The 18,083-nt window shown below is 37.1% G+C and carries 16 protein-coding genes; 2 read left to right on the top strand and 14 right to left on the bottom strand.

The annotated features are described in order from the left end of the window. Nucleotides 1-184: 184 nt before the first annotated feature. From LDX58_RS04085 to LDX58_RS04055, 8 genes are all read right to left on the bottom strand, one after another. Entirely contained in the window at nucleotides 185-1,573 is a 1,389-nt protein-coding gene (locus LDX58_RS04085; RefSeq protein ID WP_227935583.1) for a sensor histidine kinase, read from the bottom strand. Beyond that, on the bottom strand, nucleotides 1,573-2,268 hold the full coding sequence (locus LDX58_RS26370; RefSeq protein WP_227935582.1) for a response regulator transcription factor: 696 nt from the start codon (nucleotides 2,266-2,268) through the stop codon (nucleotides 1,573-1,575). Before LDX58_RS26370 ends, LDX58_RS04085 begins: the two co-directional genes overlap by 1 nt. 206 nt (nucleotides 2,269-2,474) lie before the next feature. Beyond that, nucleotides 2,475-3,800, bottom strand: a complete 1,326-nt coding sequence (locus LDX58_RS04075; protein WP_227935977.1) for a cell wall-binding repeat-containing protein — start codon at nucleotides 3,798-3,800, stop codon at nucleotides 2,475-2,477. A 523-nt stretch (nucleotides 3,801-4,323) separates the two neighbouring features. Next, a complete protein-coding gene (locus tag LDX58_RS04070; RefSeq protein WP_227935976.1) occupies nucleotides 4,324-6,771 on the bottom strand; it encodes a heavy metal translocating P-type ATPase in 2,448 nt (815 codons plus the stop codon). Between the two features lie 672 nt (nucleotides 6,772-7,443). Beyond that, nucleotides 7,444-7,566 (bottom strand): hypothetical protein, encoded by a 123-nt coding sequence (locus LDX58_RS25810; protein ID WP_265416562.1) that lies wholly within the window; start codon nucleotides 7,564-7,566, stop codon nucleotides 7,444-7,446. Between the two features lie 273 nt (nucleotides 7,567-7,839). Then, the gene (locus LDX58_RS04065) at nucleotides 7,840-8,655 is read right to left on the bottom strand and encodes a ZIP family metal transporter (RefSeq protein WP_227935581.1); all 816 of its coding nucleotides are present in this window, start codon (nucleotides 8,653-8,655) and stop codon (nucleotides 7,840-7,842) included. Between the two features lie 582 nt (nucleotides 8,656-9,237). Next, nucleotides 9,238-11,382, bottom strand: a complete 2,145-nt coding sequence (locus LDX58_RS04060; protein ID WP_227935580.1) for a heavy metal translocating P-type ATPase — start codon at nucleotides 11,380-11,382, stop codon at nucleotides 9,238-9,240. Continuing rightward, a complete protein-coding gene (locus tag LDX58_RS04055) occupies nucleotides 11,375-11,758 on the bottom strand; it encodes an ArsR/SmtB family transcription factor (RefSeq protein WP_227935579.1) in 384 nt (127 codons plus the stop codon). Before LDX58_RS04055 ends, LDX58_RS04060 begins: the two co-directional genes overlap by 8 nt. Nucleotides 11,759-12,278: 520 nt before the next feature. Here LDX58_RS04055 and LDX58_RS04050 point away from each other — a divergent pair. Continuing rightward, entirely contained in the window at nucleotides 12,279-12,545 is a 267-nt protein-coding gene (locus tag LDX58_RS04050) for a Fic family protein (RefSeq protein WP_227935578.1), read from the top strand. A 15-nt stretch (nucleotides 12,546-12,560) separates the two neighbouring features. Further along, nucleotides 12,561-12,659: a DUF6241 domain-containing protein gene (locus LDX58_RS26605; protein ID WP_227935577.1), complete on the top strand. Its 99-nt coding sequence runs from the start codon at nucleotides 12,561-12,563 to the stop codon at nucleotides 12,657-12,659. A gap of 164 nt (nucleotides 12,660-12,823) precedes the next feature. Here the strand turns inward: LDX58_RS26605 and LDX58_RS04040 are convergent, their stop codons facing one another. The 6 genes from LDX58_RS04040 to LDX58_RS04015 form a co-directional block, all read right to left on the bottom strand. Continuing rightward, a complete protein-coding gene (locus LDX58_RS04040; RefSeq protein WP_227935576.1) occupies nucleotides 12,824-12,973 on the bottom strand; it encodes a sporulation histidine kinase inhibitor Sda in 150 nt (49 codons plus the stop codon). Nucleotides 12,974-13,403: 430 nt separating this feature from the next. Continuing rightward, on the bottom strand, nucleotides 13,404-14,138 hold the full coding sequence (nagB, locus tag LDX58_RS04035) for a glucosamine-6-phosphate deaminase (RefSeq protein ID WP_227935575.1): 735 nt from the start codon (nucleotides 14,136-14,138) through the stop codon (nucleotides 13,404-13,406). Further along, on the bottom strand, nucleotides 14,135-15,334 hold the full coding sequence (gene nagA / locus LDX58_RS04030; RefSeq protein ID WP_227935574.1) for an N-acetylglucosamine-6-phosphate deacetylase: 1,200 nt from the start codon (nucleotides 15,332-15,334) through the stop codon (nucleotides 14,135-14,137). Before nagA ends, nagB begins: the two co-directional genes overlap by 4 nt. 138 nt (nucleotides 15,335-15,472) lie before the next feature. Continuing rightward, nucleotides 15,473-16,339: an N-acetylneuraminate lyase gene (locus LDX58_RS04025; RefSeq protein ID WP_227935573.1), complete on the bottom strand. Its 867-nt coding sequence runs from the start codon at nucleotides 16,337-16,339 to the stop codon at nucleotides 15,473-15,475. Between the two features lie 15 nt (nucleotides 16,340-16,354). Beyond that, on the bottom strand, nucleotides 16,355-17,059 hold the full coding sequence (locus LDX58_RS04020) for an N-acetylmannosamine-6-phosphate 2-epimerase (RefSeq protein WP_227935572.1): 705 nt from the start codon (nucleotides 17,057-17,059) through the stop codon (nucleotides 16,355-16,357). A 176-nt stretch (nucleotides 17,060-17,235) separates the two neighbouring features. Further along, on the bottom strand, nucleotides 17,236-18,081 hold the full coding sequence (locus LDX58_RS04015; protein ID WP_308017446.1) for a MurR/RpiR family transcriptional regulator: 846 nt from the start codon (nucleotides 18,079-18,081) through the stop codon (nucleotides 17,236-17,238). Between the last annotated feature and the right edge of the window lie 2 nt (nucleotides 18,082-18,083).

Raw genomic sequence — 18,083 nt, 5'->3', positions numbered from 1 at the left:
TTTTCGTAAAGTTTCTCTTTGTGTAATTCGTTCTTTCGATTTGGTTAGTAAATGAGAATTTCCATAAAAGTTTACTATTGCGTTCAACTCTTCCTCAGAAAGTCCTTAGAGGATGAGTCTGACTGTAAAAAAAACTTTTCGCCAAAGAAAATAGCCATAATTACTATAGCTGAAATCACAATAATTAGTATATCCGTGGTAGCATAATTGTAAAAATTGTTCCTACATTTACTGTACTACTAATATTAATAGTTCCACCATGATGTTCAATGATTTGCTTTGTAATAGCTAACCCCAGCCCACTACCTCCACTCATTGAAGAGCGGGATTTATCAACTCGATAAAATCGATCCCATATATAAGGAAGAGCTTCTTCTGGAATTCCTTCACCATTGTCCTCGATTTCGATCTTTATATCGTTTAGCTGTTTAGTTATTCTAATCTTAATCTGACCAAACGGTTTTGTATGACGAACCCCATTATTCAAAAGGTTTAATAAAGCTCGTTCAAACAGATCGATATTAACGTTCGCTACAATTTCAGATTGTGATGATGAAACAAGTAAATCTATTTTTCTCTTATCTGAGGCTGATTTTACTTTTTTAGTGACAGTACGAATGAAGTCAACTAGGTCAATTCCCTGCATAGTCATCGTGACTTTTCCTTCTTCCAGCTTCATAAGCTGAAAGAGGTCTATCACTAGTCTTTCCATTCTAGTCGCTTCTAGATAGATGACAGCTGATTGATCTTTGATTAGTTCAGGATCTAACTCTTTATCTTTTAATAGAGCTGAATATGCTTTAATATACGTCAACGGGGTACGAAGGTCATGGGAAATGTTTGTTAAAAACTGTTGTCTACTATCACGGTATTCCTTAAGCTGTCTTGCCATTGAGGTGATATCCTTCATTAGATCTGCCAGTTCATCTTTTCCTTTGCTTATCAATTCAACATCAAAATCTCCTTTTGCAATTCTCTTTGTTAAATTTCGTGCATTGGTTAAAGGTAATGTGATCTTTTTTGAAAAGAAAATGATGAGAATCCCTGAAAATAAAAGTGTGATCATTCCCATTACGGTTGCAATGACGAAAAGCTTCCATCTGGCTTCCTCAAAACTTCCAGTATCTTGGTCAATAAACAAATACCCTGCTACTTCCTCATCTTCCATAAACGGTTCAAAAGACCAGATATGTGGAATGTGATGAACCATTGTTTCAATAAAGTCCGTTCTTCTCGTTTTGAATTCTGTAGCCTCCATCAACCAGTCGCGGTAACGCTCAAGCATGTCACGAGATATCTGCTGATTACTTGCTTGTACATTGAACTCTGTGTCATAAATAATAAATGAATTCTCTCGTTCTTTCTGTTCCATTATAACCACGTGCCAAAACGTTTCTGGGTTCATGTGTGCCTCAATGACCTCACGATGAGCTTCAAGTCGATATTCAATGTCTTTTTGAAGTTGATCTTTATAAAAAGACTTTGAAAGAAAATAAAATGACGTTCCCATTGCGATAATAATTAAAACTGTTGACAAAAAAAACAAAGATGCCAATTTAGTAGATAATTTCATTATTTTACTTCCTCATGCTGTGGTGTTCGGTAACCAACACCCCAAACCGTTTCAATTACTGGGTTCTTAACACCTGCTTGTTTCAACTTCTCCCGAATATTCTTAATATGAGCATCGACGTTTCGATAGTCTTTGTCATCAAAATCCTCCCATTCTAAAGAAAAAAGAAGCTCTCTCGTATACACTCTTCCTGGTTGGGCAAAAAGGCGTGAGAATAATTGATATTCTTTTTTCGTAAAAGTAATTATTTTTCTGTTGTATGTAACTGTGTGATTAAGTTGATCAAGAGTTAGGCCGTACATACTCCTAATCTTCGTTTTATCGACTAAAGGTTGGACCCGTCGTAAGACAGAATTAACTCTTGCAACAAGCTCCTTTGGTTCAAACGGTTTTGTGATGTAATCATACGCACCAAGATTTAACCCTTCGACAATAGAGTCTGTTTCTCCAACTGCCGAAAGTATGATAACTGGGACAGCAACATTACTCTGATTTAGGATCTTTAGTACTTGAAATCCGTCCATTTCAGGCATCATAATATCAAGTAGCATCAGATCAAAGTGCTTCTCCTCAAGCAAGTTGATTGCATCCTGCCCCGAGGATGCTGTATTCACATCAAAATCTGAGGATTTTATACAAAAGGAAATTAACGCTTGCATTTGTCTCTCATCATCTACAATAAGAATTTTTTTCACACTTACACCTCATTAATTAATACATACTAAGTAACATAGGAAGATCAATCGTTACTTTTTATGTGATAGATCCACTTGTATTATTTTTAGATAAATACGTGTCCAATGTCAACATCAACAATCCAAAAAGGCCTAACTAGAATGTTCGTTATTTGCACCTTTTAAGAAGAAAGAAGGTTAGCTCTATGCTAACCTTCCTCACTTAATTAATGTCCACCATGGTCATCTCCACCTAGTGATACAATTTCCATCTTTTCATCTAAGATGCCTTGTGTAGCGAATGATACATGGTTGAAAGATCCAACTACATATCCGTGGTTATATGGACCCTCCGTCGGTTCTTCAATGAATGCAGGTTTTACGCTAGCCATGTATTCATATAATTCGCTTGTTACTTCCCCTTCATCTAGCCAAATTAATGGTGCATGCTTACCTAAATGAGCAAAAGGAGCAGCAGCGATGGCCAGTTCAGGTGTTCCTGTAGAAGAAAATACGAAGCCGTGTCCTGGATTAGTAATCCCCCAACCAAAGCCTGTTTCAGCGTCTTTAAAAGAGGCAAACTCGATTGATTGAGCAACTGGATCCTTACCTTCAATACGATGTACAGTTCCATAAGTCTCTAGTTCATCGGCAACATCTTCAGAAATAACTTCTTCTGGGCCGATAATATATATCGTTACACCATCATCTCTACTTTTTAAAGCATCGATCGTTTCTTGAGGAATTCCTTCATTATTCACATACAACAGTGATTCATTCATATGGGTAATCCAGTTTGCTACCGTTATCGTATATTCTTTAGCGTTTTCTTCCGAAGAGCCAATGATGACATTCGGTTGAATCCCTGAAATTGTCTCTGAAAAGCGTTCTTCTACCTTTTTAGCGAAGTCAGCAGGATTTTCACCCTTTATTTGTTCAACGTTATAGTCGTCTAGTTTGTTCAGTTCTTTGTCATCAATATCACCTAAAACAAGAACTTGTACGCCTTCATTATTCCCTTTTGGTTGAAGACGGCTAAGTTCAGTTAACACATCGTCTGAAATCTCCTTTTCCCAATAAAGCATTGGACCATCATTCGGGTGATGCACTAATGTTAAGGAAGCCAATGCATATTGCCATTGATTTAAAGGTGCAAGAATAATCGTTCCAGGTTGGTTTGTTTCATGCGTCGCAGGCCATACCGTTTGAGAAGCTTGGATCGATAGAGCAACGGGGTCATCCTCATTTAAGCGAGTGACATTTTTTGTATTTGTTACGCTTAATCCGATTGTTGCATTTTCGTTTAACGATTCAGGAGGAGTTGCAGCAATCTGTTCTAAATGCACTCTATTCTCTTGCTTATCCATCTCCACCTCACCTGATTCATATTCGCCATGATGATCTTCACCATCCTTTCCATCACCGTGGTCCATCCCCTCTCCATTTCCATGATGAACCTCTTCCGTGTTGTCTGAATCCTCTGGAGAACATGCAGTAAGAACTAGACTCAACACGAGAAAGCTTATTAATAAGAAGCGCTTGTTTACGATCATCGCCTTCAATGAAAATCAATCCTCTCTTTTACTTTTTTACTTTTCTTCTGGAATATTATCACTTGTTTATGAAAAAAGTATGAAGATTCATTAAGTTCACATTTGCGTCCCTTTTCCTTCTTTCAAAGAAGAAGTAACATCTCTATCATTAATAAGAAATCTCACTTCTAGAGCTTGTTCAAAAAGGGAAGACCACCCTTTTTGAACCTTTAGTATCCTCTCTCCTAATGGGAGTTGCAATGGCTTCACTCACTGCGCGTCTATCCGAGAAAACCACTCGGATCGACTTAAAACATTGCAGTGGCTTCGCTCATTGCTTCGAGCTTGTTCAAAAAGGGAAGACCGCCCTTTTTGAACCTTTAGTATCCTCTCTCCTAATGCGGAGTTGCAATGGCTTCACTCACTGCGCGTCTATCCGAGAAAACCACTCGAATCGACTTAAAACATTGCAGTAGCTTCGCTCATTGCTTCGAGCTTGTTCAAAAAGGGAAGACCACCCTTTTTGAACAAGCTCTTCTAATCATTAAATAGTCGATTTAAATTTTCTAAGTCTTAACGTGTTTAAAATAACAGATACCGAGCTAAATGCCATTGCAGCACCCGCTATCATCGGGTTTAAAAGGATCCCGAATAACGGATAAAGTAGACCAGCTGCCACTGGAATAAGGACAATATTATAACCGAATGCCCATCCAAGGTTTTGCCAAATCATTCTCATTGTTGCTTTTGATAATTGTAAGGCCGTCACTACACTTTTAATATCGCCACGTATCAACGTAATATCCGCTGTTTCCATCGCTATGTCAGTTCCTGTTCCTATTGCAATACCTACGTCTGCTTGAGCAAGTGCTGGAGCATCATTAATTCCATCTCCCACCATTGCAACAACTTTTCCTGATAATTGTAACTTCTTCACTTCTTCTGCCTTGTGTTCAGGCAATACCTCAGCAATGTAATGTTCAATACCTGCTTCTTCTGCAATCGCTTTAGCTGTTCGCTCGTGATCTCCTGTTAACATGATCACTTCAATCCCCATTGATTGTAATGCTTTTATTGCTACAGTCGTTTCTTTTTTTAACGTATCTGCAACGGCAATCACACCAGCAAATTGTCCATCTACTCCCACATACATAGGGGTTTTTCCTTGATCAGCTAAGGCAATCGCCTTTTTTTCATATGTTTTAAGATCAATATTGTATTTATTCATTAATTTAATATTACCAATTAAGACTTCTCTATTATTTAATTTAGCTAATAACCCATGACCGACAATTGCTTCAAAAGAGTCCGGAGCATCAATCGTGAGTTCTTTTTCTTTTGCCGCTTCAACAATCGCTTCTCCAAGCGGATGCTCTGATACCGTTTCCACTGAAGCAGCTACTTGTAACAACTGTTCCTCAGTAAACGTTTCAGTCGGTAGCAAATCAGTCAGCTTAGGCTTACCCTCTGTAATCGTACCTGTTTTATCTAATACAACCGTTTTAATTTTATGGGCACGCTCTAAACTTGTTGCGTTTTTAATAAGGATGCCATTTTCAGCACCCTTTTCTGTTCCAACCATGATCGCAGTTGGTGTTGCTAAACCTAATGCACAAGGACAAGCTATAATAAGAATGGCAATAAATGTTGTTAAAGCGAAGATAAGACTAGGGTCTGGTCCGACAAAAAACCAAATAACAAAGGAAATGACGGCAGTCAAAAGGACGGCAGGAACAAAATAAGCAGAAATTACATCAACTATACGTTGGATCGGAGCTTTTGATCCTTGGGCTTCATTCACCATTCGTATAATTTGAGCGAGTGCTGTCTCTTTCCCTACTTTTGTAGCACGAAAACGAAAACTGCCTGATTTATTAATGGTTGCACCAATGACTTCATCACCCGTTGTTTTTTCAACTGGAATGGATTCACCCGTTAACATCGATTCATCTATTGTTGATCTTCCCTTAATTACTACTCCATCTACAGGGATTCGCTCCCCAGGTCGAACTATGATTTCATCATCGATTTTAACTTCATCTACTGCTACTTCAAGCTCGGTCCCATCTCTAACGACTCTCGCTGTTTTAGCTTGCAGGCTTAACAACTTCTTGATCGCTGTTGAGGTTTGACCTTTAGCCTTCGCTTCGAAATAGCGCCCGAGGAGGATAAGTGTCGTAATAACTGTCGTCACATCATAATAGAGTTGATATGGAAATCCCATATCTGTTAGTTGAGTCGGAAATAACGTCATCGCTCCACTATACAGCCACGCTGCACTTGTTCCCATTGCTACAAGCACGTTCATATCAGCTGAACCATTTTTCAAAACCTTGTAGCTATTCTTATAAAATCTCCAACCAGGCACAAGTTGTATGTAGCTCGTTAAAATAAGTAAAAAAAACGGGTTAGATAAAAAAGAGGGTACCCATGCTCCCCAACCGTGCATCATATGTGGGATACTCCCCAATAAAACAACTGAAGACAAAATAGCTGCAATGGTAAAGTCTTTTAACAGTTTTTTTGTTTCTTCCTCTTGATCGTTTGTTACTTCTTGATCACTTTCATTGATAATAGAAGCTTCATACCCTATTTTTTCAATTCTCCTGATAACTTCTTCTGGCTGTAAGATTCCTTTTTCACCTTCAACTTGAGCTTGATTGGCTGCCAAGTTAACCGTAACGGAACGAACGCCTTCCGCTTTTGAGATGGTCTTTTCTACCCGATTGACACATGAAGCACAGGTCATCCCTTTAACAGAAAACAATACTTTACTGTGGTCGTCCTCATCCATTCGTTTTGCTTCATACCCAGCTTGCTCAATTGCTTCTGTAATTTGTTCTGAGGTTACCGAACTGTCCTCGACTTCAACTTGAGCTTGGTTTGATGCTAAATTCACTGAAACAGATGCTACGCCTTCTATCTTAGAGATTTTTTTCTCAACCCTGTTCACACAAGAAGCACAGGTCATTCCTTTTATCGCAAAAATCATTTTATTACTCAATTTTGTTCCCCCTCCTTTTATCCTTTTTTGCTATTATTCTTTACATTATCAAAGAAATGTGAAGAAATTATGTGAATCACATCATAGTAAAACATATTTTTCCAACAGCATGAAATTGTCCTGAATGGCAAATGAGGCCGGACTACCATGAGTACGACCTTTCTTCGCTCGGCGTTTCATTCTTACTGAATTAACTCCATCTAATTTTCCTAAAAGCGCCTTTTATTGCGCTGACACAGTAACATTTAATGTTATCTTTCCCATTATTAATACCTCCCTAAGAAGTTTTTAAACCTTATCAAACTTTCTTTATTTTAGAGCTTATTCAAAAAGGGTGGTCTTCCCTTTTTGAACAAGCTCTAAGCAATGAGCGAAGCCACTGCCATGTTTTAAGTCGGTCCGAGTGGTTTTCTCGGATAGATGCGCAGTGAGTGAAGCCATTGCAACTCCGCATTAGGAGAAAGATACTAAAGGTTCAAAAAGGGTGGTTTTGGCTTTTTGAACAAGCTCTTTTAGTCAGAATTGTCTGCTGTAAATGGGCTACGATTTATGAGTTTATAATGAAATAAGTTCTACTCATGCTTTTATATGTGCGGATCAATAATGTAGAAAACTGTTTGATTAAATTCGGAAGGAAGCCATGATCAAATCATTCCAGCTTTATTTTTTTTCTTTATTACCTACTTCATCCTTACGTCCATTACAAAGAGGACTTACTTTATCACCAGTCTTAATTTCAGCCACCCGACTTCGGTCTGTCCAATTTCTTAATAGCTTATCCAATCATAAGTATCCCTTCTTAATTTTGATTACATAAAAACAGACCACGGAGGTCGCCTGCTTATGTTCGTATTACATTACCATTTTACGGCACTCTTTTGCACACTTACAGCAGAAAATAGCCTATTCTTGGCAATGAGCGTCTTGGAATTTTGCACACATACTGTCTCGTGACATCCATTGAGTTGTGTTTTTAAAAGAATTACTAACCGCTGTCCAAACAGATACCATTATCTTCACTTAACTTTTCATTTATTACAACTTTTTTGATGTTTTTTACCCAAGTGCTACATCAAGTATCATCATTATTGTAAAACCTATCATTAAACTTATAGATGCTAGATCACCATTACCCTTCTCATGTGACCCAGGAATTACTTCCTCAGCAACAACAAAGATCATTGCACCTGCCGCAAAGCTCAATGCATAAGGGAGAAGAGGTTCCATAAAAACCACTGCCATGGCTCCAATCACTGCAGCAATTGGCTCAACCATTCCAGAAAATTGACCATAGACGAAACTCTTACGTCGTGACATTCCATCCCTTCTTAAAGGCATTGAGACAGCAACGCCTTCAGGAAAATTTTGAATACCAATCCCAATCGCAAGGGTAATAGCCCCCATCAATGTGGCAGAAGGAAATCCTGCCGCCACAGCACCAAAAGCTACTCCAATAGCTAGCCCTTCCGGTATATTGTGTAAAGTAATAGCAAGCACGAGGAGAGTGCTTCGCTTTTTCTGTTTCGATTGAATTCCCTCTGCTTTCTCCACCGGAGAATTAGGATGAAGATGGGGCAATAGTTTATCTGCTAAGTATAAGAAAAGACCTCCTAGTAGGAATCCAACAGCAGCGGGAATCCAACTAGGTATGCCATCACTTTCTGCCATTTCTAATGCAGGAGCAAGGAGTGACCAAAAACTCGCAGCAATCATTACTCCACCCGCAAAACCCAACATACTGTCTAGAAATTTTTGATTAACATTTTTTGTAGTAAAAACTAATGCAGCGCCAAGTGCTGTCATTCCCCAAGTAAATAGAGTACCAATAAGTGCCTGAACCACAGGATCAAAACTCATGAAAATTTCGATCATCTTTTATCCCCCCATTAAATTGGATTTTAAGACTACAGCTAAAAGTTTGCTCTAGGAAACTTCCCTCTTACTATATGGAATAATGTTACAGAATGTGCCATTCACCTAGAACAATGTGCAATTTGTCTAACAAAATATAGGGCTTTTTATTATTTGAATACTTGATCGAAAACTCTAATAATAGCTTGGCACTTATGTAATTTCACCTAAAGTCTAAAAAAATTGAAAAAAAGGGGAAAACAGGCATTCAATCAGGTGTGCTCCTACTTTTTTGTCATTTATAATATAGCATTATTATTTGAACTACATCACAAGAAAATTCCCGGTCTATTTTCGTACTGCACGAGCACTCCTTTTACCTTTCTTTCTATGTATTGTGTATCTTCCCCTAGTTCCTGAAATAGTGCTACTTTTTTAACTTACTCCAATAAATAGACCTTTAAAACACCATGTGTGTGATTGGTAATTCTAAATGCTCTGCTAGCTTTGTAAATACAGCTATTTCATCTTGTAGGATATCCGTCTGGATCATCTTTTAATGCAGAAAAGAGAGTTTAGATTATCCTAAACTCTCTTTGATATTTATTTATCCTTCAATCGTAAAAGCCGTAATCCATTAAGTGTGACAAGTAAAGTTGCCCCCATATCCGCTAAGATGGCAATCCAAAGAGTTAACCAACCCGGAATTACTAACAATAAGGCTAGTAGTTTAATTCCTAAGGAAAAGGTAATATTTTGCTTAATAATGTTCAAAGCTTTTCGACTGAGCTTAACCGTGTACGGAAGTTTTGTTAAATCATCACCCATTAACGCCACATCTGCTGTTTCTAACGCAGTATCTGTACCTGCTCCCCCCATCGCAATCCCGACAGTAGAAGCTGCTAAAGCTGGAGCATCATTCACTCCATCCCCAACCATGGCGACATTTCCATATTCAGAGCGTAATTTTTTAATATAGCCTAGTTTATCTTGCGGCATGAGTTCCGCCTGAACATCCGTTACTCCTACATGACTACCAATTGCCGTAGCCGTTCTTTTATTATCACCCGTGAGCATAATTGTTTTTCTAATCCCTAAGTCATGTAATTTCTTAATGACTTCTTGGCTTGTTTCTCTCACCTCGTCGGCTACTGCAATGATCGCTAAAATCTCATTTTCTGCTCCAATAATCATGACGGTTTTCCCTTGTTCTTGAAGGATTTGAACGTCCTCTTCCACTTGAGAAGATAGTTCACCGTTTAGTAATTCGGTAAATAAAGAAGGGCTACCAATGTAAAACTCTGTTCGGTTCACTGTCCCTTTTATGCCTTGACCTGTTATGGAAGAGAAATCATCTATCGCAAGATCCATGTATGGGACCTTTTCTTGCTCAGCTTTTATCATAATCGCTGAAGCAAGAGGATGTTGTGAACGGTATTCTAAAGCAGCAATGATCGATAGTAATTCCTGCTCGTTTGCTTTTTCCTGATAGGTGATAAAGTTAGTTACAACCGGTTTACCTTTTGTTAAAGTACCTGTTTTATCAAAGGCAATTGCTTTTAAGGCACCGGCTTCTTCTAAATAAATTCCACCTTTAATCAATATCCCATTTTTGGCGGCATTTCCAATGGCTGTAACAATTGCTACAGGTGTCGATATGACGAGGGCACAAGGGCATCCGACAACAAGAACCGCTAAACCTTGATACACCCATAACTCCCAACTTGCTTGTAATAATAGTGGTGGTAATATAGCTACAAGAGCTGCCATCAACATAATTGCCGGTGTATAATATTTTGCGAATTTATCTACAAATGCTTGGGAAGGGGCACGCTCTCCTTGCGCTTCCTCGACAAGATGAATGATTTTAGCAATGGTTGTATCGTCTACGTGTTTTGTTACCTCCACTTCAAGTAACCCTTCTTCGTTTAATGTTCCTGCAAATATGTCATCATTTACCAGCTTTTCAACAGGCACTGACTCCCCTGTTATTGCTGCTTGGTTGACCGATGAGTGTCCTTTTCTCACTATGCCATCCATGGCAATTTTCTGACCAGGTTTCACGATCATGATATCACCAATTTCAATCTCATCGACTTTAATCATCATTTCCTGACCATCTCTTCTAATAAGTGCTTCTTTTGGAGCAATGTCCATTAAAGAACGAATCGACTGCCTTGCTTTATCCATTGAAAATCGCTCAAGTGCTTCGCTGATCGCAAATAGAATGACCACAATAGCTCCTTCTGTCCATTCACCAATAATTGCAGCACCGATCACTGCAACCGTCATTAATGTTTTCATATCAAATTGCAGTCGGAATAAATTTTTAAAACCAACTTTAAAGAGCGAAAACCCACCGGTTACGATAGAAGCAACAAATAAGAGAATAGAGAAAATATGTCCTTCTCCATATATCGATTGCGAAATATATCCAAAGATAACAAATAGAGATGCCGCGATGACATTAAGATATTTTAGAACAAATGGTTCCTTTTTTTCTTTAAATCCATCCAGGTCATTCTCCGGTAACACTTTTATACTTTCAAAAGCTCCTGCTTTTTCTAAATCCTTTATCGTTGTCTCACCTACAACCGTTAGCTTGGAAGCTCCAAAGTTCACTTTTGCATCTAAAACACCATCCAGGTGTTTCACGTTCTTTTCGAACGTGGTTGCACAGCCTGCTCAAGTAAAACCTTTAACCCGGTAGACCTTTTTTTCTGTTTCTAATGCTTTTGCTTCAGTCACGACCCTTCACCTCCTTGCTATGAATGACAGCTGTTTGTACGAGCATTCTGACATGTTCATCTTCTAAAGAGTAAAATACCAATTTCCCTTCTTTTCGACTCTTAGCAATTCCTAAGTTTCGAAGATGGCGTAAATGATGAGAGACCGTCGCCATTGTCGCACCAATAATATTAGCGACATCACAAACACATAACTCACCTTCTTGCAATAAGGAATAGGCAATTTTCAACCTCGTTTCATCGGATAACGCCTTAAATATGCTTGCGACTGGAGCGAAATTTTCCGCTTCTACAATGGATGATATGCGCTTTACTTTTTCTTCGTCATAACAAAAAATTTCACATGTATCATGTTCTTGCTTTACCTTTTGGCTCACACCGTCACCCTCATTCAAATAATCATTTGATTATAGTCTATGTTTCTTTTCTGAATATGTCAATATTATATTCAAATGAGTGTTTAATTGATATCAAAACCAGGCACCGTTTTTAGAAATGAAGAACAATAAGCAAAATGTTGAAGGTAACGATCCTTCTAAGCATTAATTTCTAAAATATAAAAATTAGTATAACCGCTAGAATAACACCTAGCCGTAATTACCCTTTTCTAGAAAATACACATGGATGAAACAAAGATAAAAATAGAAATGGACAACTGACAACTTTACTCGATATCGTTTTCAGTATTTTAAAAAACTATTAATAATTCTCAAGTTTAATCATAAAGTTTACGTAGTAATTTCTATGTGCAACTTTAAAACAATAGTTATCATTTCCGTTTACTACATTAAAAGGGGAGAATATATGTTGAATAAAAGAGTAAATTCATCATCAAACACTTGATAGAAAAGCTATAGACGATGCATGGAAGCTATTTTTGATGAAAAAGAAGGTAGAATGGCTCGCTTACTAACCTTGCTGACTCTTTATCATTCTGGTTTTGAAGTCGGTAGATATATTAGTTTAGAAAAAGTGACCGAAGAAAGGAAGGAGAGTTATTATGAAACACAACAACGATCTTCTATCGGTTGGCACGAGAATAACAACGATATATTTCCTTGGATTAATTACATCTTAGGTACAATCGTAAAAGTCTATAAAGAGTTAGAAATCATTTTGCAGTACGATAAATCGATGTACATGGAATTACTTAACTATCAGTAGTTTTCTTGGGGACCCTTGGCCGTCGACTGCTTTTTCAGTCAGGAGGATGTTGACCATAACAAAATTTGGAGTATCCAAAATGGATATATCGGAGAAGCCACTGGATTGCTGTAACCGTCCAGTAGAAATCCACAGTGTTTCACATATAAGATTCAACAGTTTTCAAAAATTAAGACTCAACACTTACTAAAGTAATTCTAATTAACTCTAGAAAACTATATTACTTAAGTCTGTAATCAAATGGTGATCACAGACTTTTTTTCAAATTAGACTCAAGGCTATTTCTTATATTGATATTTTCTTAGTTCGTTATCTATCCCTCTCCTGTTTATTTCCATAATTAGCAACATTATGAAGTCTTGGTCAATATTTAATTCAACTGCCTTATGGTATGCATCTATCAATAAGTCATTTTTAAGCTTGAACATTTTCTTTTACTCCAATCTTAATTATCAATCTTGTCCCCTCTTCAGTGCAGACCACAAATTTTATAAGTTACCTAACTGATACATCAAAATGTCACGGTTAAATTAATTTAAAACTTTTGCTAATGTATTTACTAGAAGCACATAACAGAAGAAACTGTTACGGAAAGATCCAATAGGTAATTACTTTTCTCAATTAACCTGCCCTGACCGTCCCGCATTTCAACAACTTGTGATACTGTATTTTCATGGTCGTAATTAGTGAAGGTAATTTTAAATTTGTTAGGAAAATGGGAAATTCAGACAACCAATAGTGTACCTGGTATACATATAGATGTATACTTTCTGTAATATATATTCTTTCAATAATTCTTTAAGAGCGTGTTCGAGTCTGTTCAAAAAGGGAAAAAACCTCCCTTTTTGAACAGACTCCTTAATGAACTTTACTTTCTGCAATTGCAGCTTTATCTACAATAACTGTAACAGCAGGATGGTTTCTCAAAATAGAAGCTGGGAAACCTTCATGAATTTCTCCGAACATCAAGTTAGCAAGAGCTTCTTTCTTACTCTCACCTGAAATTAGAAGCAGAATTTCTTTACTTTTCATAATCGTTGCTATTCCCATCGTAATGGCTCTTGTAGGAACTTCCTCTAAATTGTTAAAAAACCTTGCGTTTGCTTCTCTTGTAGATGTTGCTAATTCAACGATATGTGTTTTTGAGTCAAACGAAGTTCCTGGTTCATTAAATCCAATATGACCATTGCTGCCAATCCCAAGAATTTGAATGTCCACACCCCCAGAGCGTTCAATCAATTGTTCATAATCTAAAGCTTCCCTTTCAACATCATCCACATCTCCACGAGGAATGTTTGTCTTGGATTTATCAATATTAATATGATTAAAGAATATATCATTCATATAGTAGCGGTAACTATTAGGGTTAGTTTGCGCAAGTCCAACATATTCATCTAAATTAAACGTCTTTACTTTTTGGTAAGAAGTATGATTTTCCTTATAATCTTCTATTAGATTTTTATATAGTCCTAAAGGTGTTCCTCCAGTAGAAAGTCCAAGCGTTAAACTTGGAAGCTTTCGAACTCTATTACTAATGTAATCAGCTGCTTGTTTGCTCATTTCTTGATAATCATTTACTTCGATAATCTTCATATCGTTAATCCTCCTTGATCAAAAGCACGTTCCCCTCTGCAAAAGGTCATAATAACCTCTAAACTTTCATCTAAAATCACAATGTCAGCATCTTTTCCTTCTGCAAGACTTCCTTTTTTATCAAATATATTTATTTGTTTTGCGGGATTAGCAGAAGCCATTACAATAGCATCTTCAAGTGAACATCCCGTAAACGTCTGTATATTTTTTACGGCTTCTCCTAGTTTTAAAATACTGCCCGCAAGTGTGCCGTCTTCTAAAACAGCCTTTCCTTCCTTGACAGTTACTTCTTGACCCCCAAGATCATACTGGCCATTAGCCAACCATTTTGCTCGCATTGAATCTGTTATTAAAATTAAACCTTCTTTTCCTTTTTGTTGGAATGCAAGCTTCACCATTTCTGGTCGTACATGAATCCCGTCGACAATTATCTCAGCTTTTAATTCACCATGTAAAAAGGCAGCTCCCACTACTCCTGGCTCACGATGATGAATTCCCCTCATCTGATTGAAAAGGTGAGTAACTTGATTTGCTCCAGCGTTAATCGCTTCGATCACTTGTTCATAGGTTGCATCACTATGACCAATTGAAGAAATGATGGCATTATCTCTTAAATAACGAATCATCTCCATACCACGAGATTGCTCAGGAGCTAAGGTGACCAACCTAATATTGTGTCCGGATAATTCAATCCACTTTTTTAAATTCTCTACATTAGGATCAACAATATACTCTAACGGTTGTGCTCCTGCTTTTGTGGGGTTAACAAACGGACCCTCTAAATGGATTCCAATTACCTCAGCCTTTCCAGGTGGTTGTTGAGTCTGTATAAATTCATTAACATTTACTAAAGCTTCCTCAATCGCCTTGGTATTCTGAGTAATCGTTGTTGCTAAAAAGCTAGTGGTTCCTTCTCTAGGGAGTGCCTTTGCCATTTGATGTAAGGCATCCTTTGTTGCGTCCATTGTATCGGCACTATTAACACCGTGAATATGAATATCAATAAACCCAGGAATGACTTTATAGTGGGAGGGAATATCAACTACTTCAAATCCTTCCTCCATTGTTAAGTGATTCACTGCTCCCAGCTCTATAATTTTTTGGTCTTTTATTTTCATGTAACCATTTAAAATTATTTTGTCTTCTGTATACAATTGACCGCCCTTAATTAAAATAGGATTTCCATTTGAAATCATGAAAATACTTCCTCTCTAAACAGTCTATTTCCACAAGCTTATTAAAATAAATTAAAGAAAAAGGCCGTGTCAAAAGCGAACAAGCACACTTTTTTCCAACAGCCTAAAGATTTCTTGAAATTAGTAAAAGGTTATTGATTACAAGTATTTATTTGATAGTTCTTTTGCAAATGCCGTCTTTTCCTCAGAAAGGACTTTCATCGGCTGGCGGCAATATCCAGCGTCAACACCTTTATCTTTTAAAATTTCTTTAATCGTTTGATAAAGTCCATTATCAAGAATATCTGAAATCAGATCATTGGTAACATGCTGAATTTCTCTCGCTTCTTCGACTTTTCCTTCTTTCGCAAGGTCATAGATTTGTTTTGCTCTTTGACCGTTGACATTGAACGTACTACCGATTGCCCCATCAATACCAAGAACCGAAGCAGAAAGAAGCATTTCATCAAATCCAGCATAAATAAGCTTATTAGGGAATGTTTTTCTCATTCTCTCAAGTAAATAAAAGTCTCCTGCAGTAAATTTAACCCCAATAATTTTTTCGTTTTCAAATAGCTCAGCAAACTGGTCCAGGCTTATGTTGACACCGGTTAAAAAAGGAATTGAATAAATAATCATTTTGTTATCAACAGCATTAATGATGCTGTTATAATAATGCTTGATTTCTTCAAAATCGAACTTGTAGTAAAAAGGAGTCACAGCTGAAAGAGCTCCGTATCCTAGCTCCGTTGCATATTTAGCAAGATCGATTGACTCTCTTAAATTAATAGAACCTACTTGAGCGATTAATTGGGTTTCTTCTTTCGCTTCATCCTTAACAATGCGGAAAACTTCTTTCTTTTCTTCAGTAGAAAGCATAAAGTTCTCACCTGTACTCCCATTGACATAAAGCCCATCAACTTTACAAACATCCAGATTGTATCTGATTATTTCTCTTAAACCCTTTTCATTTATATTTCCATCTTGATCAAATGACACCATTAACGCTGTGATGATTCCATTCATTACTATATCTCTCCTTTATTGCGATGATTTCGCATAGTTTAAGCTGTTTACGAAGTGTTTAGTAATCTCCATTGGTCTAGTAATAGCAGAACCAACGATACAACCATGTGCTCCTGAAATGATCGCTTTTTCTGTTTCCTCAGTAGTTTTATATCCACCTTCAGCCATGACAGGTATATCCAATTTATCAGAGAGTGCTTTTAACAGCTCGATATTAGGCAGTTCAACGTCTTTCGTATAACTTGTGTATCCAGAAAGGGTGGTCGCAACTAAATCAAATCCAAGTTCAGCTGCTATTATTCCTTCTTCATAAGTTGAAATATCAGCCATTAAAATGACATCTGGATACTTTTCTTTTATTTCCGTAAAAAAACTCTTTAATGTTTGTTGATTAGGTCTTAAACGATCGGTGGCATCTAGCGCAATAATTTCTGCACCAGCACGAACGACTTCATCTACTTCTTTTATCGTTGCTGTAATAAACACATCACTATCTTCAAAATCTCTTTTTACAATCCCAATAACCGGAAGATCTACCTCTTTTTTTATAGCAACGATATCTTCGTAGCTATTAGCTCTTATGCCTACTGCTCCCCCCATTTTAGCTGCAAGCGCCATTTTAGACATAATGTATGAACTATGCAATGGTTCTTCAACTAAAGCTTGGCAAGAAACAACAAGGCCTCCTTTCAATTTTGCAAATAGTGTCTTCTTATTCATTGCTATTCTCTCCTAATTTAACACCTTTATAATTGGTGTTTTCTATTGGACACATTGTTAGGTTTAATGAATATTTCATAATACAATAACCCTCAGACTGGTCCTTCTCTATTTAATCTTCCAAAGTACAAATTTAAGCGTACAGTTCCATCTCCACTAATGTATAAGGAGACCTTCTAATAAAGTTTACTAGCTATTTTTTCGGTAATTTTCATCTTAATTGCTTTAGCTTCTTCATAATTTTTTATCGTTAAACCAGTGCATATTAGATCAATTAAATATAATTGAGATATTTTAGACACCAGTGATCCACTATCTAGAGGACTTTCTTTAGCTGAAGATAATAACACCAAATCAGCAAACTTCGTTAAGGGTGACTTAGCATAATTTGATAAAGCTATAACCGTCGCTTTGTTTTCTTTTGATATTTTCACTGCATCAACAATGTCTTTAGTACTCCCTGTTAGACTAATCGCAATGACCACAGAGTTCTCCGTCATGGAAGATGCTCGCATAATTTGAACATGAGAGTCTGTTACCACATTCGTTTGTTTACCAATACGCATTAATCGATTCTGCATATCTAACCCCGCTATACCAGAAGAACCTATACCAAAGATAACCACATCGCTAGAAGCATCGATCGTATCAATTACAGCTTTTAGTTCTTCTGAATGTACGATCTCAGACGAATCATTAATAGCTTCTATTATATTGTTCTTTATTTTTTCTATATAGGTTTCCTCACCATCATGCTGTGTCGCTTTTGATACCTCTTGAGCTAACATGAATTTAAAATCCTGGAAACCTTTAAACTCTAGTTTTCTAAAGAATCGTAAGACAGTTGCTTCTGCTACACCGCATGCCTCAGACAATTCTGTTAAAGAGTGATATATAACACTTTGACTATTATCCCGGATGTAATGGTATATTTTATTTTCTGATTTGGTAAAAGTATGCTTTAATTGTTCCATGATTATGGAAGGCTTGGTTCCACTCATTTCACCCATATGATTTGCCAATT

This window comes from Alkalihalobacillus deserti, from assembly GCF_020734105.1.
GTDB lineage: Bacteria > Bacillota > Bacilli > Bacillales > Bacillaceae_D > Halalkalibacter > Halalkalibacter deserti.
This window is presented reverse-complemented; position numbering and strand designations above follow the sequence as displayed.

Excerpts from the sequence above, each read along its gene's own strand:
- LDX58_RS04085 (WP_227935583.1), bottom strand. The coding sequence starts at position 1,573 with ATGAAATTATCTACTAAATTGGCATCTTTGTTTTTTTTGTCAACAGTT.
- LDX58_RS04075 (WP_227935977.1), bottom strand. The coding sequence starts at position 3,800 with ATGATCGTAAACAAGCGCTTCTTATTAATAAGCTTTCTCGTGTTGAGT.
- LDX58_RS04070 (WP_227935976.1), bottom strand. The coding sequence starts at position 6,771 with ATGATTTTTGCGATAAAAGGAATGACCTGTGCTTCTTGTGTGAACAGG.
- LDX58_RS04065 (WP_227935581.1), bottom strand. The coding sequence starts at position 8,655 with ATGATCGAAATTTTCATGAGTTTTGATCCTGTGGTTCAGGCACTTATT.
- LDX58_RS04050 (WP_227935578.1), top strand. The coding sequence starts at position 12,279 with ATGGCTCGCTTACTAACCTTGCTGACTCTTTATCATTCTGGTTTTGAA.
- LDX58_RS04040 (WP_227935576.1), bottom strand. The coding sequence starts at position 12,973 with ATGTTCAAGCTTAAAAATGACTTATTGATAGATGCATACCATAAGGCA.
- nagB (WP_227935575.1), bottom strand. The coding sequence starts at position 14,138 with ATGAAGATTATCGAAGTAAATGATTATCAAGAAATGAGCAAACAAGCA.
- nagA (WP_227935574.1), bottom strand. The coding sequence starts at position 15,334 with ATGATTTCAAATGGAAATCCTATTTTAATTAAGGGCGGTCAATTGTAT.
- LDX58_RS04025 (WP_227935573.1), bottom strand. The coding sequence starts at position 16,339 with ATGAATGGAATCATCACAGCGTTAATGGTGTCATTTGATCAAGATGGA.
- LDX58_RS04020 (WP_227935572.1), bottom strand. The coding sequence starts at position 17,059 with ATGAATAAGAAGACACTATTTGCAAAATTGAAAGGAGGCCTTGTTGTT.